A 15,846-nucleotide genomic window follows, 5' to 3' on the forward strand; every position below is an offset into this window, starting at 1 on the left:
GCAGACCGTGCTCAGGTCCCCCCACATTCACCGGCGACGGCCGGGTGACGGCCAGCCGACGGACGGGTAACGGCCCGGTGACGGCCAGTGGCCGTCACGGGCGGGCCGCTGGAACTCCCGAATAGGCCACGGCGGCCAGCCAGAGACGAACCTCACGCGGGGTACACAGACGAACGACCCGGTGTCCGGCGTGGTGTTCGGCGATGCTGTCGGCGAGACGGTTGCGGCTGGTACTCGGATATCTCCACAGCCACGTGAGAAAAGCGAGGTCGAGCCGTTCCGGGCAGTTCGCGGCGAGGTCGGGACGGTTCCGCCCGTGCCACCGCGCCCAGCGTCGCAGTACTCGTGGGATGGTGATCCGCCGCGGCAGGTCCAGGAACACGATGAGGTCGGCGGCGGGAATGCGCAGGTCCAGCGTGCCGCCGTAGTTCCCGTCCATCACCCATGCGGGCTCGGCGACGAGGTCGGCGACGACGGACCGCCATTGCGCCGTGGGTGTCTCGACCCATCCCGGTTGCCAGAAGTACCGGTCGAGATGCACGAGCGGCAGTCCGGTCTGGCGCGCGAGCTCACGCGCCAGGGTGCTCTTGCCCGCCCCGCCGCTGCCGACGACGAGGATCCGCCGGGCGTCAGAGGGCATCGCTGCCGGCGCGGAGTCACGGCTCGTCCCGAGCGCATTCACCCGGTCAGTGTCCCACTGGTGCGCCCGGCCTGGTGGCGAAACATCGTGCTTCATCCTGACCCGACCGTCACCGCCAAGCCGATGGGGTGAGCCGCCGACGGTGCCAGCGTGTCGTTGATTGACGACGGTAGATCATGTTGCAATCCTCCGGCCTCGGAGAGTTGGCATTGCGTGATGGCTCCACGAACTCCTCCAGCCGGTCGACCGACGTCGGCCGATCACCGTCGACGGCTGACCGTGGCAGCCGGCCAGAGGAGATCATTTCGCGATGAACGATCGAAGGACATTCATCCGTGCCGCCACGGTGGCCACGACCCTCGCGCCCTGGTCGCTCGGCTACCTCGGCGCGGCCACCGCGGCGGGCGCGGCCACCGCGGCGCCGTCCTCCCCACCCGCGCCCACCCGACCCGCCGTCGTGGACATTCCATCCCCGACCGGGGCCTCCGGTCTCCTCACCGGCGGCAACACCGCAGGCCTTTTCGCGGGCTACTGGCAGACCTCATCCTCCGAGCTCAGTGGGTTCGTCTACCACGGCGGTACGGTGCGCGGCCTGCCGGGGAACAGCCGGCCGGCCGCGGTGAGCGAGGCCGGCGTGGTCGTCGGCGAGAACACCACGCGTTACAGCCGGGAGGCGTTCCGCTGGAACCGTGGCGTCTATCAGTCGCTGGGATTCCTCGGCGGCACCCCCAGTCAGGGCGGACAGTCCAGTACCGCGGTCGACGTCAGCGACACCGGATTCATCGTGGGGACCAGCACCACCAATACGGGCGAGCAGCACGCCTACCGGTGGTCGAACGGCACGATGACGGATCTGGGCACGCTTGGCGGACCGTTGAGTTCCGCMGTGGCCGTCACGGTGCAGGGAAGGGTGGTGGGTAACAGCCTCACCCGGGAGGGCGCCAGCCACGGGTTTCTCTGGTCGGCCGGCACAATATCGGATCTCGGGACCCTCGGCGGTTCCTCGACCGTCGTCGCCGACGTGAACAACGCCAGGCAGATCGTGGGGACCAGCGAGACCTCGGACGGCCATTCCCGCGCGTTCCTGTGGGACGGCGGCCRCATGACCGATCTCGGGACCCTCGGCAGTGACCTGCACAGCGAGGCGGTCGCCGTGAACAGGCTCGGTCAGGTGTTGGTGCGCAGCCTCGGATCGTCGGGTGGCGGGTTCCTGTGGATCGCGGGTCGCCGCATCCCGATCACCTCACCGCTCGGCCCGCTGGAGCTTCTCGACCTCAATGATCACGGTGTGGTGTGCGGGACGGTGCCCTCGGGTCAGGGCAGCCACGCGTTCCGCTGGTACCGCGGCCGGCTGACCGATCTGGGCACCCTCGGAGGACCGGTGAGCACGGGCAACGCCGCCACCCCGAACAACGTCGTGCTCGGTTCCGCGACCACCACGGACTCCCCGTTTCCCCATGCGGCGTTCTGGCCGAACACCGGCGCCTGACGTTCTCGGCGAGCCGTCACAATGGTTTCTCGGTGACGAGGGGCTTCTCGGTGACGAGGGGCTTCTCGGTGACGAGGGGCTTCTCGGTGACGAGGGGCTTCTCGGTGACGAGGCCGCCGTTGACGTGCAGCCGGCGGGTCACCGCGACCGTGTCGAGCATGCGCCGATCATGGGTGACGAGTAGCAGGGTGCCCGCATAGCCGGCCAGCGCCTGTTCGAGCTGATCGATCGCCGGAAGGTCGAGGTGGTTGGTGGGTTCGTCGAGCACCAGGCAGTTCACGCCGACCGCCTGCAGCAGCGCGAGCCCCGCCCGGGTGCGTTCTCCCGGCGACAGGGACGCCGCCGGCCGGGTGACCTGATCCGGGCCGAGACCGAACTTCGCGAACAGGGTGCGCACCTCACCCGCCGGCCAACTGGTCGCCCGCTCGGCGACGGCCAGCGCCGTGGCCTCACCCCGGAACAGGCCGCGGGCCTGGTCGATCTCGCCGAGCCGCACGCCGGACCCGAGTGCCTGGTGCCCCCGGGCCAGGGGGATACGGCCGAGYAGCGCACCCAGCATGGTCGTCTTGCCCCCGCCGTTCGGCCCGGTGATCACCACCCGGTCCGCCCACGCGATCGTCAGATCGACCGGCCCCAGGGTGAAGCCCGACCGGGCCACCACCGCGCCGGTCAATGTCGCGACGACATCGCCCGACCGGGGCGCGGCGGCGATCGACATGCGCAGCTGCCATTCCTTGCGGGGCTCCTCGACCTCCGCCAACCGGTCGATGCGGGACTCGATGGACCGGACCCTGGCCGCGCTCTTCGTCGCCGCCTCGATCCGGGCTCCCTTGGCAGCCCGGTCACCGTCGGGCATCCGCCGCTTCGCCCGCACCGAACCCCGCACCGCCTGCTCCCGCTGGCGTTGCGCCTGGGCGACGAGATCGGCTCGCTGGCCGGCGTACTCCTCGTACCGCTCCCGGGCTTGACGCCGCGCGACCTCGCGGGCCTGCAGGTATGCCGTCCATCCGCCAGCGAAGAGGGTGAGGCCGTGCCGGTGCGGATCGAGTTCGGCGACGGTGTCGATGGTGCGGTCGAGGAACTCGCGGTCGTGGCTGACGACGACCAGCGCCCCGGGCACGCCTTGGACGAACCGCTCGAGCCGTTCCAGCCCGTCGAAGTCGAGGTCGTTGGTGGGCTCGTCGAGCAGGGTGATGTCGAACCGGGACAGCAGGACGCCGGCCAGCGATCCCCGGGCGGCCTGCCCGCCGGACAACGCCGTCGTCGGGCTGTCGAGCGCGCCCGCGGGCAGACCGAGATCGGCGCACACCTCTTCGGCGCGGGCGTCGAGGTCGGCCGCGCCGATCGCCAGCCACCGCTCCAGGGCGACGCTGTAGCGGTCGTCGACTCCGGACATGCCAGGAGCCCCGGACGTGCCAGAAGCCCCGGACGTGCCAGAGACCCCGGACATGCCCAGGGCCAACGCCTCGGTCGCGGCGTCGAGCTCGGCCTGCGCCGCGGCGACGCCGGTGCGACGGGCGAGGAAGGCCCGCAGGGTCTCCCCGGGGTTGCGGTCGGGTTCCTGGGGGAGCAGGCCGACGTTGGCGGTCGGCGGCGCGAGATCCACCCGGCCCGCGTCGGGCGTCACCTGCCCGGCGAGGGCACGCAACAGCGTCGACTTACCGACGCCGTTGGGCCCCACCACGCCGAGACGGTCGCCGGGCGCGACGGTGAGGGAGACGCCGTCGAGGACGGTCGCCCCACCGCGGGTGACGGTGAGGCCGGACGCGACGAGGGTGGCGGACATCTGACCAGTCTGGCGCATGGACGACGCATCGCGTCCCGCCCCCTGTGGTCGCCTCCATCCGGTGGGATCCTACGGTGGGACCGTGCGGCTGACCGACGTCGAGGCCCGCACCCGGTTCACCGCGGCGCGGGTCGCCCGGCTCGCCACCGCCGGTGGCGACGGACGTCCACACATCGTGCCCGTCACCTTCGCCGTGAACGCGGGCGCCGTGAACGCGGGCGCCGCCAGCGTCGTCACCGCAGTCGATCACAAACCGAAGAGCACGCTCGGGGGTCTGCGGCGCCTGCGCAACATCACCGAGAATCCTCAGGTCAGCCTGCTCGTCGACGCCTACGACGACGACTGGTCGCGGCTGTGGTGGGCGCGCGCCGACGGCGAGGCCCGCATCGTCCGGGCGGGAGAACCCGGACACGCCCCCGCCGTCGAACTGCTCATCGCCCGATATGACCAGTACCAGGCTGCCCCGCCCGCCGGGCCGGCAATCATCGTGACGGTGGCCCGCTGGTCAGGGTGGGCCTTCTCGGCGTAGCCGGCTGTTGACATCGCCCTCAGCGCGGGCCGGTTTCGGTCGTACCCGGCGCCCGCGGGCGGTCCCAGCCGGGAGGCAGGGTATCCGGTGTGCGCCAGGACGGGTCCGGCTGGAAATCGCACCAGGTGCCGTCGAACGGGAACGCCCTCGCCTCGACGAGCCGCAGCAGCCGCTCGCCCTCGGCCCGCACCGCCGCCGCGTCGGTGACCCAGTAGTGCTCGGGAAACGCGAGCCGTTCCGCGAGCTCGTGCTCGTCCTTCCACTGCCAGGTCCGGTCCGGGCAGACCCACAGGTCGAGGTCGTGGTCGGTCGTATCCACCCCGACGAGTCCGTCGTAGCGCCAGGCCACGGCGGGTGCCTCGAGATTGATGTACCAACGGGCGAACCGCCCCTGCCGGTCCCAGAACCACCACACCGAGTGTGCGCCCGCCGGCGGGATCAGCATGAGGATGTTCGGCCCAGGCCAGGGCCTCGTCACCAGCACCGTAGATTGGCGGATCCATTCGGCGAACGGCATGTCGCGCAGGCCGCGACCGTCCGTGCTCAGCTCGACGGCCATCGGGCAGCCGTGCGGGATCCACAGCCGCAGGCCGCGCTCATCGTGGCCGACCACGTGACCCGCGCGGACGAAGACGAGCCGCTTGGTGGTGAACGACCGGTGCACGACCACTTCGCCCGGGACAAATCCGCCCGGGACGAACGGACCCGCCGGTGCGGCGCCCGAAGCGGGCGGTGGCGATGCCTGGGGACCGGGATGGGGACCAGCCTGGGAACCGGGATCGTACGCCACGGGGCTTTCCGGCTTCGTCACCGTCCGACTGTACGGTGCCGCCCCGCCCCGGCGTGTCCCCCGCCACAACCTCACAACAGACGGGATGGGACGCTCGTGACGGTCGATTCCGCCGTCGATCAACCGACGGCACCGGCCAGCAGCTCCCGGACGACGGGCACCATCGGATGCTCCATCCCCCAGACCCTGAGCAGATCGGCGAGCAGCGCCGATAGGGTCTCGGTGGCCGACGCCCGATGGCCGGCGCCGAGCTGCAACAGCCCGATCTGCCGTCGCAGCTCGAAGACCTGGGCGTCGTCCGCACCGAACACCCTGATCTCGTCCTCCAGCAGCCCACGAAGCTGTTCGAGCGCCTGGCCGGTCTCACCGATCAGGGCCCGGCAGGTCGCCTCCCGCAGACGGCAGCGCAGAACCCGCTCGCTGTCCGGAGCGTCCCGGTGGACGAGATCGACGAGAAGCGTGCGGTAGCCGTCCACGGCGCGGCGGAAGTCACCGCCCTCGAACAGGTGGTCCGCCAGATCGAGACGGAGCGCGAGCACGTCCGCGCTGTCGTGGCCGAGGGCACGACCGGCCCGGTCCACCGCCGCCGCCAGCACACCGGCGGCCTGGCTGTAGCGGGAAGCCCGGGCCAACGTCCGAGCCTCGTCCCGGRCACGACGAAGCTCGGACCGCCCGACCCCGCCACCGGATTCCCCGGGCGGTCCAGCGGCGGATCCCCGTGTGGAGGCGGCGGTGTTCCGGGCCGCCCCGCGCGGTACCACCCGGCCCGCGACCGCCGCGTACATCCGTACCGGGTTGTCCACGGCGTCGTCGACGGCCCCGGGAAGCGGGCCGAGGTCCACCACGGATCCGATCAACGCCGCGTACACCTTCTCCACGCCGCACGGGCGATCCTCCGGTGCCTTGCTCAGCATCGCGGCGACCAGCTCGTCGAGGCCGCGCGGCACGTCGGCGCGCAGCGACCGCACCCGCGCCGGGACCTCCTCGACCTGCTTGTTCATCACCGTGTAGGACGACGCACCGGCGAACAGCCGCTGACCGGTCAACATCTCGAACAGCGTGGCACCCAGCGCGTAGATGTCGGTGGCGGGCGTGCTCAGGCCGGCAAGCACCTGCTCGGGCGCCATGTAGGCAGGGCTGCCGAGGTGCTGGCCGGTCACCGTGATCTTCGACAGGTTGGTCCGGTCGAGCGCAACGGCAAGCCCGAAGTCCAGCACCTTCACGGTACCGTCCGGCTCCAGCATCAGATTCGCCGGTTTGAGGTCGCGGTGCACGAGCGACGCCCGATGCGCCACCGCGAGCACCGAGGCCACCTGGGCGGCAATCGCGGCGGCCCAGCCGACGGGCAGCGCGCCTTGCTCGGCGACGAGATCCGCCACGCTGAGGCCGTGCACCCGCTGCATGACCAGGTAGGGACGCTCCTCGTGGGTACCCGCGTCGTACACCGCCGGCACCCCCGGATGCAGCAGGCGGGCGGTGATGCGGGACTCCCGGATGAACCGGCGGATCAGCTCCTGGTCGGGCTGGCCGTCGGGAAAACGGACGAACTTGACCGCGATCTCCCGGTCGAGTTTCACATCCCGGCCGACCCAGACCTCACCCATTCCGCCCTTGGCCAATGGAACAGCCTCGAGCTCATACCGCCTGTCGATCATCCACCRCGCGGCCACCGTGCCCCCGTCCCTTCCCGCCCGATCCCCGGGAACACTACCCCCACCCGGAAACGGCATCGGCCACGGCATTGTCGGCCGGCCACGGCATTGTCGAGTTGCTGATCCGGGCTGCACCGCGCCGCCTTCAGCGTCACCAGGAGAAGGCTTCGGCCGGACCTGTGTACCGGGCAGGGGTGTCATTACCCGGGACCTGTCTCCCCGCCCCGCAGGCTTCCGTCGGCGATTCCGAGATGACCGAGCCGGACGATGGTCTCGGCCAGTTCCACCGCGTTGCGCAGCGACTTCTCGACCATCGTGAGGCGCTGGAAGTCGAGCCCCCGGGAACGCTGTTCGGCCAGCGGGAGAACCGGTATCCGGACCCGCCGCGGGTCGGCGCGCGGCGACGATCCACCCGAGCGACCGGCGGCCTGGGCATCCGCGCCACCACCGGATCGCCCGTGCGCCCGATGGCCTGCCGCCCGCAGGATCCCGGCCAGGAAGTACGGATCGAGCCGGTCGGGATCGCCCCGCAGGAGCACCACCCGCGGCCCGAGAACGGCGCCCGCGTCCTCGACGACTCGGGCCATGCTCTCCCCCGACGCCGTCACACAGACGACGTCGCCGGGCCGGAGAACGAGCATTCCGGCCAGTTCCTCCGTCCGGCTCGACGGGCCCCGCCCATGCCGGACATCGCCCGCGGTGAGCAACGGCAGGTCACCGACCCCGGCCCTGGTCTGCAACGGGGCCATCAGGATCGTCAACGATCCGGCTTTTGCCAACTCACCGATCGTGACGCTCGACGTGACGCTCAACGAAGCCGGCCGGTCCGCCGGTCCGGATCCCCTCGGTGGGGTCAGGAGGGGAACCGCCGAGGACAACGAGGCCACCGTCGCCAGGAAATCCTCCCGGACAGCGGGGAATTCACCGACCGCGGGAAATTCACCGACAGCGGTTCTTTCCGGAGGATGGTCGATGTAGCGTCGCGGGCTCACGTCGACCTCGTCGTCGAGGAGGTCCGCAACGCATATCCGCCGGAATCCCGCCGGCAGATCGGCGTCGTCGGCCACCTGGTCCGCCTGGGCGGCGGTGTCGCCGCCGAACCCGCCAGCGGCGACGAACAACGCCCAGGCCGCTTCGACGACGGCGATCTCATCGCGCGCCAGGCCCAGCAGCACCTGAGCGGGCGTCGCCCCGGCCCCGCCGGCACCGGCATCGGAACCGGCACCGGCATCGGGGCCGGCCCCGCGGCGGAGCACCCACAGATCCGGGGCCGATCCCGCCGGGAACAGGCCGGGCGGCAGCCCCAGCACGGCGCGCAACTCCCCGGCGCGCAGCAGGTTCGCCCTGATGCGGCGCCCGGCACGGCGCGACGCGGCGGCCGCCGGCATGATGACCAGCACCTGCGCGCCGTCCCGGGCGTGCGCCAGGCAGTACTGCACCCAGGCCAGCTCGGGTTCCCCCCGCGGTGGAACACCGTGGCGCCACCACGGCGCGCCGAGCAGCTCGTCGTAGCCCCAGGAACGCTGCCCGAACGGCGGGGCGCACAGGACCGCGTCGGCCCGTTCCCCGGCGAAGGTGCCGGCGAGCAGCGAATCGCCCGCGACGATCCGCGCGTCACCACCCCGCAGCAGCAGTCCGACGGCGCTCACCCGCGCCATCGTCGGGTTGACATCCTGGCCGAGCAGGCGGCCCGCCCCCGCGGCCCGGGCGGCCTCCAACAGCCCGCCGATCCCGCAGGCCGGGTCGAGCACCGTGGCGGCCCCCGACCGGCCGCGCAGGCCGGCGAGGGTCACCATCAGCTCCCCGACCGCCCGCGGAGGCTCCGCCACCTGCCGGGAGCAGACCTCGCGGTAGCGGGCGCGCAGCGCGTCGAAGAGCTCCGCGTGGCCGTGCCGGTCCGCCGCCTCGGCGGCGACCCGGGCGATCGCCACCCACCCGGTCTCCCAGGTATCGGGGAAACCACCGGGAAGCTCCGGCACGGCGCGGGCGATCGCCGGTTCCAGGGATACGGCCGCCACCGCGTCGCTCTCCCCGAGCAGTGCCGTGGCGCCCGCGGGATCCCGCTGACGATAAATGAGGAAACCCCCGAGATGGCCGGTCACCTCACCGAGGCGTGGATCATCGACGGCCCCCCGGATCCGCTGCCACACCTGGTCGGCCGCCTCGACCTGGAACGGTCGGTCATGCCGGGCGAGCCAGTCCGCCACGGAGGCCAGCGCGAACAGCGGGCTGGTCGACGTCCCCCCGACGGGTGCGGGAAAGTCGGCGAACCGGCGCCGCCAGTTACTGACCGCGGCCCGCCCGACTCCGGCCAGCCGGGCGATGTCGGTGGCGGTGACCGTGGCCGTGTCTGCGGCCGTGGCCGTGGCCGTGGCCGTGGCCGTGACAGCCGCGGAGCTCGCCGTGTCCCGGCCGCTGGTCTTCACCGGCAGCCCGTTCACGGCAGCCCGCCGAACAGGGCGAGGGCGCGGTCCTGCGGCTCGTCTCCGAGGGGCACGACGAACCGGCGGTCGAGGAAGCGGTTGCCACGCTCGCAGGTCGTCTCGGACACGAACAGGCAGACGTGGCAGGCGGCTCCGTGCAGGAAGTCGGYGGGCGCCGACGGCAGCCGCTCGGCGCACAGCGGATCGGACGAGCAGTGCCGGGCGTCGGYGAGGGCCCGGCGGGTCAGCCGGAGCAGCTGGTCGGGCTCGGCCAGCGACACCAGCCCGCCCAGGGTGCCCTCCGCGTCCGGGACGGCCGTGTAGATGAGGATGCCGCCGCGCGGGTCGCCGTCGTCCCCGGCGTAGATGCGTTCGCTCAGGCTGGCCGAGCTGTAGCCGCACTCCAGCGCGATAGTCCGGATAAGCAGGTGGGACAGGGTGTGCAGGGCGAGGAAGCGCTCCCCGGGCCAGCCCTGCATGGGGTCGAAGTCCCCGGCGATCCGGTCGGAGTAGCGGTTCACCCGGAATCGGCTGTAGGCGTCGCGGTGCTCGCGCATCGCGACACTGTCCGCGACGCGGCGCGCCCACGGGCCGAGGATCTCCTCGGGCACCCGCAGGAACATGCCCTCGCCGCGGACCTCGCTCGCCGGTACCCAGGAAGCCGGCCCACGGGCCAGCGGCGCCCGGATGACGAGGTCGGGGTCGTCCGGGTCGGGCGCGTCCAGCCGGGTGAACCCGGTCAGCGCCCGTACCTCCCGCAGGCGTTCGGCCTRCACGACGTCGGCGTAGCAGCCGGCAAGCGGTGCCGGCACACCGCCGGGCTCGCGGCGCAGGGCGAAATCGTCGGTGGGTTCCGGGAGGACGGCGGAGGAGAAGATCTCCCATTCCGGGGTGCGCAGATCCGGGTAGGCCCGCTCGCCGTCGGCGTCGGAACCYGGGGCCGGGCCGGTTTCGATCGCGGCGCGATGCCGCTCGACCGCGGCCCAGATCTCGGCGTTCGACCACTTCTCCAGCTGACGGAACACCGGGATCGGCGCTGAGCGGGCAAAGTCCAGAATCGCCATATTGTTGATCTTTTCGAAGACCTCCCAGTGCTGTTCGACCTTGACCGCCAGCTCGCTGGCGCCAGTCCGCGGCACCGACAGCACCGACAGCGTCTGGGCGAACCACTGGTTGGAGGCGCCGACGACGAGCAGGCGGGACTCCTGCGGGCACCCGCCATCGGCGAAGGTCCCCAGGTGGGGATGGCGGCCCCGGCAGCGTGGCAGGTGCCCCGCACCGCGACGACCCATGGCCTCCCGGATGTTGCGCCGGGCGTCGCAGTTCACGCACCGGATCTCGACGTTGGCGCCGAGGTTGCCGCCACGGTCCTCCATCCGCAGCCGGGGATGACTCGCCCTGGCGCACTGCGCGCCCCGGTGCACGAACATCGGGTAGGGGAAGTCGTCGAGATGACCCGCGGTGCAGGCGAGCACGAAACGGGCCGCCACCGCGAGCGGCCGGCGGCCGGTCTTCTTCCGCCCGCAGGTGCCGTGGAAGAAGCGGGCGTCCTGGGGCCGGGTCAGCCACGGGTTCTCGAACCCGAACGCGCGGGAGGCGATCACGTCCAGCTCGTTGCAGGCGGTGCAGCGCAGCCAGTTCGGGAACGGCACGGTGGGCACGCCGATGCGGGCGCCCTGCCCGCTGCGGTCGCCCGCATCGGTCTCCGCCCATGGGGCCGGGCGCAGCTCGGTGACGCCCCGGTCGTACAGCCGCCGCACGGCGGCGAGCAACCGCGGCTCGACGATCGGCTGGTACTCGGGGACGTTGCGGTAGTCCCAGTCGTCAACGCCGCGGACGATCGCGGAGAAGTTCGGCAGGTCGACGAGCGCGCCGACACCGCTGGTGAACATCAGGTGGCTGGGCCGGACCGCGCCGACCCGCCGGTGGAACGCCGTGACCATCAGATACCCCTCCCCGGGAGCGCTGCGCGGGCCGACCGCGCCGGACGGCCCGCCCGTGCCGCCGCGAAGGCCGTCTCCCCCAGCTCGTCCCCGACCGGGGCGGCCTCGTCGTCCACCTCGTCCCTGTCGTCCACCTCGCTGCTGCCGATCTCACCGCCGCTGCCGATCTCACCGGTACCGTCGGCGTCCGGCGGCGCGCCGAACGCCMAGCCCGGCTCGCCGTAGGCGGGGGTGAAGATCTCGGCGGGGCCGGGCACCAGCAGGTTGATCTCGCGCTCGGTCTCCCGCATCGACTGGGCGACGGTGAGAACGTCCCAGCGGACGTGCCCGGCGGGCTCCAGCAGGCCGGTGACCCGCTGCTGTCCCCCGGCCGTGCGATAACCGATGCGGGACGGGCCCGTCCTCGTCAGCTCCCACCTCTCGATCAGCTGCCGGATCCGTTCTTCGAGGTACTCCCGGCCGCGCGGCCCGGCGACGGCCTCGGCGCGGGCCAGCAGCCGGTCGATCACTCCACTGACCGTCGGGCCGGCGAGGTCCACGTCGTGGGCGTTGACGTTGCGAGTGTTCGCCTCGTCGGCGTGCCGGACGGCGGCGACGAACGTGCCGGTGGCGGTCCGGTCGAGGGAGCGGCGGGTGAACGGGGTCACGGACAGCGCCTCCACCTGCCGGTAGAAGGTCGCATGGTAGTACTCGAAGTCCTCGTAGTGAGCGAGATCCCGCGGCCGGGCCCAGTTGTACAGGGTGACGACAAGACCCGGGCGGCCGGCGTCCCGGCCGACCCGGGAGGACGCCTGGATGTACTCGGCGGTGTTCTTCGGCTGGCCGATCACGGCCATCAGCCCGAACCGGGAGACGTCCACCCCGACCTGGAGCATCGAAGTCGCGAGCACCACGTCGACCGGGATCCGGTCCTGGTTGCTCCGGGCGCGGGTGCGCTCGGCGAGKGGGTGCGGTGCCCGCCGGTCCCGCTCCCTGCTCCGGAACGATGCGCGGACGTTCTCGGCGACGGCCTCCCGCCGCGCGGAGGTGTCGAGCTCGGGGTCGAAGGGGATCTCCAGGCGGCCCAGCACCTCGCTGATGTCCGCCGACGAGACCCGGGAGGTCAGCTCCGAGATCGCGAGCATGCCGGTACCGGTGACGATGCGGTTGGCGAGCCCCTTGCRCCGGCCGTGGGTACGCACCCGGGTGGTGACGTCGTCGTCGAGGTAGCGGCGCATGCCGGCGAGCTCGCGAGTGGCGTTGAAGTAGCCGACGAGGGTCAGATAGGGCTCGGCGGGGGTGCCGTGCCGGTCGAACAGGGTCTGGCCGGCGAGGAGCAGGATCTCGGCGAGGCGGATCTCGGCGGACTTCATCCTCGTCCCGTGCGCGCAGACGCCGAGGTAGCGCCGGCCCGGGGTGGYGGGGGTGACCGGGACCCGCCGGGAGAAGAACGTATCGGTCACGTCGATCACCTGGGGCGGGAAGACGGCGAGGCCGCGGCCGAAGACGCCGAGCACCTGGTCGCGAGCCCGCCTGGTGGTCGCCGTCGAGGCCACGATCTTCGGGCCGGTGAGCGCGCCGGCCGGGACCGGCCAGGTGCACAGCTCGTCGACCGCGCTCTCGAACAGGCCGACGGTGGTGCCGAGCGCACCGGAGATCAGATGCAGCTCGTCCTGAATGATCAGATCGGGCGGGCGCAGCCGGACGACCGGCTCGCTGGTCACGGCGGGCCGCCTGCCGCGGCTGTGGTGACGCTCGCCGCAGCCGGTGCGGGCGTCGAGGTCGTCGTGGCGGTACCCGTGCCGGGGACAGCGTCGGCTCACCCGGCCGAACAGGATCCCCGCCTCGCCGCGCCAGGGCAGCTGGGCGAGTTTGTCGACGGTGGCGATGACCAGGCTCGGGGCGTAGCGGTAGATCTCCTCGTCGACGGTGAGCACCGGCAGGCCCTCGTCGGGCGCCGCCCGCCGGGAGAACGGGCAGGCGTCGGCCCCCTCGCCGTTCGGGCAGTACAGCAGCACCCGGCGGAGGTCCTCGTCGACGTGGGCGTCGGTATGGGCCCCGAGCGCGCTGCCGCACCACGGGCAGCCCAGGGTCTGCAGGACGTTGGCCCGCTTGCCGTCGCCGGCCTCGCGCGCCTCGCCGACCTGGTCGCGGGCGTCCTCGAACCGGTTCGGGGACACCCCGCCGCCGACCCACAGACCGATGCGGAACGGCGTGGCACCCCAGGTCGCCGGGTTCGCACGGCGCTGCACCTCGGCGGCGCAGACCAGGGTGGCGGCCCGCTGGAACTGCTGGGCGGTGAGCAGCCGCAGCGTGTACCGCATGAGGACGGCGACCCCGGCCTCGCCGGAGCGGGCCGCGGCGCCGGTGCCGACGGTCCCCTGTAGGCGGCGGATCGCGAAGGTGTAGGCGGTTAGGCCGAGGTAGGCCTCGGTCTTGCCGCCGCCGGTGGGGAAGAACAGCAGGTCGACGACGGCGGTGGCGTCCGCGGCCCGCTCCGGGTGCGCCGGGTCGGTCAGGGAGGGCAGGTTGAGCAGCACGAAGCCGAGCTGGAACGGCCGCCAGGAGGCCTCCCCCGCGCCCCGGGCCCGCACAGCAGCGGCGGCCGCAGCGTAGTCCAGCCCCTGCTCGTCGCGCAGCCGGGCGATCGCCGTGTGCCGGCGCTGGGCGGCCATCGCCTCGTTGGCGAACTGGAACGCGGCCAGCGCCTCGCGGTGGCGCGGCTGGTCCTGGTCGGTGAGCAGGGCGATACCGGCCCGGATACGGTCCGCCRCTCGGCGGGCGTCGCCGATTGCCGTGCGAGCGGCCGGGCGCAGCCGCGCCGGCAGGCCCGCGACCTCGGCCTCGCGCTCGTCGAGCCAGGATGCGTAACCGTCGGCGAGGGGCGTCAACCCGCGCCGCAGGGCGGCGGGCCCGGCCACGGCGAGAGTGTCCATGGCCAGTTCGACCCCGGCCAGCGGCGTGCCGGGCCCGGCGGGCGCGACCGTCGCCGGCACGTCGTAGGTGGGCAGCCAGGTGGTCTCCAGCCGGTGGGCGCACCGCTCACCGGGCCGGACGTGCGGATGCACCGCGACATTGCGACCGGTCGCGTAGCGACGCTCCCCCCGGTACAGCAGCTGGAGATGCAGATCCTCGTGATCCGCGTCGAGGGGCGGCGCGCCGGCGAGCGGCGCGCCGCCCTCGGGGGAGCCGGGGCCGGGGCCGAAACCGAGACCGGGGCCGGACCACTCGTCCGCGGGATCGTCGACGGGCAGGAAGACGGCGCGCGCGCCGTCCAGCGCGGTCACCGACAGCGTCGGCTGGAACAGCCACGCCGTGTCCGCGGACGAGTGCGGCTCCGGTTGGCTGTTGACCAGCGTCAGCTCGACGACGCGACGGGCACCGCGCTCGCGGACGGCGACGACGAGGAAGACCCCGGTCTCGTCGTCGCCGACGAGCGGCATCCGCCGAGAACCGGCGCCCAGGTGATCGTCCAGGCGGATCTCCCGGTTCGCGAAGACCACCGGTTCGCGGGTCCACGCGCTGCGCTTGCGGCCCTCGTCGTCCTCCACCTCCCGCTTGGTGTAATGCCCCCAGGCCGCCGTGACGGCGAGGACGTCGACCGGATCCGTGCCGTCGGTTCCGGCCGGCACGTCGGTTCCGGCCGGCACGTCAGTTCCGGCCGGCACGGCGAAGGAGAGTCCCATCGACGACGCCCAGATCCGCCCCCGGTTCTGCGGGGTGGCGATCTCCGGCAGGTCGGCGTCCGCGTCGCCCTGCACAGCCGTCTCCGTGTCGGCGACGACGTCCGCGGCGGCGGCCTCCCGGGCACCGCGCGGAGCCGGCTTCGGCCCGAGCATGCCGACGAGGTACCGCTCGCGCGGGCCCATCGCCCTGGGGTGGAACTGCTCGCGCTCGCCGCCCCACGGGCCGAGCAGATCCCGGCGGACGAGTTCGGCGAAGGCATCCCGGACCTCATAGGACGCCGCCGGCTCGAAGAGCTGTGGCGCGTCGAGGACCTCCGCGGCCGTACGGCCGTCGGCGCCCGCACCGGCCCCGTCGCCCGCACCGGCCCCGTCGCCCGCACCGGCCCCGTCGCCCGCACCGGCCCCGTCGCCCGCACCGGTGCCGTCGCCCGCCGCGCCCCCCGGCGCGGCGGGCGACGGCGGCGCCCCCAGCGCCCCTGGGATCCCCCGCGGCACGGGGAACAGCCCACCCTCGGCCTCCGGCTCCACCACGGCGCGTCTCCCCCCTCGGCATCCACCGGGCCTCGACGACCCGCCACGAATGCTGTGCCCTCGATCGCCGCATACTTGATCGCCGCATACTTGATTGCTGTGTACTCGGTTCACAGACTACACCACCGTCATCGGCGACGAAAGCCACCATCCCACCCGGGTCCGACACGTCGGCCGGTGAATGCGCAGGACCTGAGCACGGTCCACGGTCCCCTGGACCGTGCCTTGCCCCCCACAACGTGGCCACCGCGCATGGGACCACCGCGCATGGACCACCGCGCATGGGACCACCGCGCATGGGACCACCGCGCGATCATGCGGACCCGACCTCGTGAACGCTCGCGCGGGTCAGTGCTCAGGGCATCCGGGCGACACCGCCGTACCAGCTGACCTGGGCA

At 72.8% G+C, this 15,846-nt stretch carries 9 protein-coding genes; 2 read left to right on the top strand and 7 right to left on the bottom strand.

Annotation, left to right across the window (positions count from 1 at the left end; all coding sequences use genetic code 11):
- Positions 1-94: 94 nt before the first annotated feature.
- Positions 95-736 (bottom strand): adenylate kinase, encoded by a 642-nt coding sequence (locus tag CcI156_RS13835; protein ID WP_232235078.1) that lies wholly within the window; start codon positions 734-736, stop codon positions 95-97.
- A 214-nt stretch (positions 737-950) separates the two neighbouring features.
- Between CcI156_RS13835 and CcI156_RS13840 the strand changes: the two genes are divergently transcribed.
- Positions 951-2,129: a hypothetical protein gene (locus CcI156_RS13840; protein WP_076806079.1), complete on the top strand. Its 1,179-nt coding sequence runs from the start codon at positions 951-953 to the stop codon at positions 2,127-2,129.
- A gap of 16 nt (positions 2,130-2,145) precedes the next feature.
- On the opposite strand, the gene CcI156_RS13845 is transcribed toward CcI156_RS13840, so the two are convergent.
- A complete protein-coding gene (locus tag CcI156_RS13845; RefSeq protein ID WP_082456715.1) occupies positions 2,146-3,915 on the bottom strand; it encodes an ABC-F family ATP-binding cassette domain-containing protein in 1,770 nt (589 codons plus the stop codon).
- A gap of 82 nt (positions 3,916-3,997) precedes the next feature.
- Here CcI156_RS13845 and CcI156_RS13850 point away from each other — a divergent pair, with 82 nt between their 5' ends.
- On the top strand, positions 3,998-4,444 hold the full coding sequence (locus CcI156_RS13850) for a TIGR03668 family PPOX class F420-dependent oxidoreductase (RefSeq protein ID WP_023841047.1): 447 nt from the start codon (positions 3,998-4,000) through the stop codon (positions 4,442-4,444).
- 19 nt (positions 4,445-4,463) lie between these two features.
- Here CcI156_RS13850 and CcI156_RS13855 read toward each other — a convergent pair whose 3' ends face one another.
- The 5 genes from CcI156_RS13855 to drmA all read right to left on the bottom strand — a co-directional run bounded on the left by CcI156_RS13855 (position 4,464) and on the right by drmA (position 15,448).
- On the bottom strand, positions 4,464-5,255 hold the full coding sequence (locus tag CcI156_RS13855) for a DUF402 domain-containing protein (protein ID WP_198537567.1): 792 nt from the start codon (positions 5,253-5,255) through the stop codon (positions 4,464-4,466).
- 98 nt (positions 5,256-5,353) lie between these two features.
- Complete coding sequence (locus CcI156_RS13860) at positions 5,354-6,889, bottom strand: serine/threonine-protein kinase (RefSeq protein ID WP_076806098.1); 1,536 nt, start codon at positions 6,887-6,889, stop codon at positions 5,354-5,356.
- 197 nt (positions 6,890-7,086) lie between these two features.
- Positions 7,087-9,327 (bottom strand): class I SAM-dependent DNA methyltransferase, encoded by a 2,241-nt coding sequence (locus tag CcI156_RS13865; protein WP_011437071.1) that lies wholly within the window; start codon positions 9,325-9,327, stop codon positions 7,087-7,089.
- Positions 9,324-11,252: a DUF1998 domain-containing protein gene (gene drmB, locus CcI156_RS13870; RefSeq protein ID WP_076806081.1), complete on the bottom strand. Its 1,929-nt coding sequence runs from the start codon at positions 11,250-11,252 to the stop codon at positions 9,324-9,326. The genes CcI156_RS13865 and drmB overlap by 4 nt, the downstream gene beginning before the upstream one ends.
- Entirely contained in the window at positions 11,252-15,448 is a 4,197-nt protein-coding gene (gene drmA, locus CcI156_RS13875) for a DISARM system helicase DrmA (protein WP_076806083.1), read from the bottom strand. Before drmA ends, drmB begins: the two co-directional genes overlap by 1 nt.
- Between the last annotated feature and the right edge of the window lie 398 nt (positions 15,449-15,846).

This window comes from Frankia sp. CcI156 (assembly GCF_001983015.1).
Taxonomy (GTDB): domain Bacteria; phylum Actinomycetota; class Actinomycetes; order Frankiales; family Frankiaceae; genus Frankia; species Frankia casuarinae.

Bases quoted from the DNA above. Each gene is read 5' to 3' on its own strand.
- CcI156_RS13835 (WP_232235078.1), bottom strand. From the start codon at position 736: ATGAAGCACGATGTTTCGCCACCAGGCCGGGCGCACCAGTGGGACACT.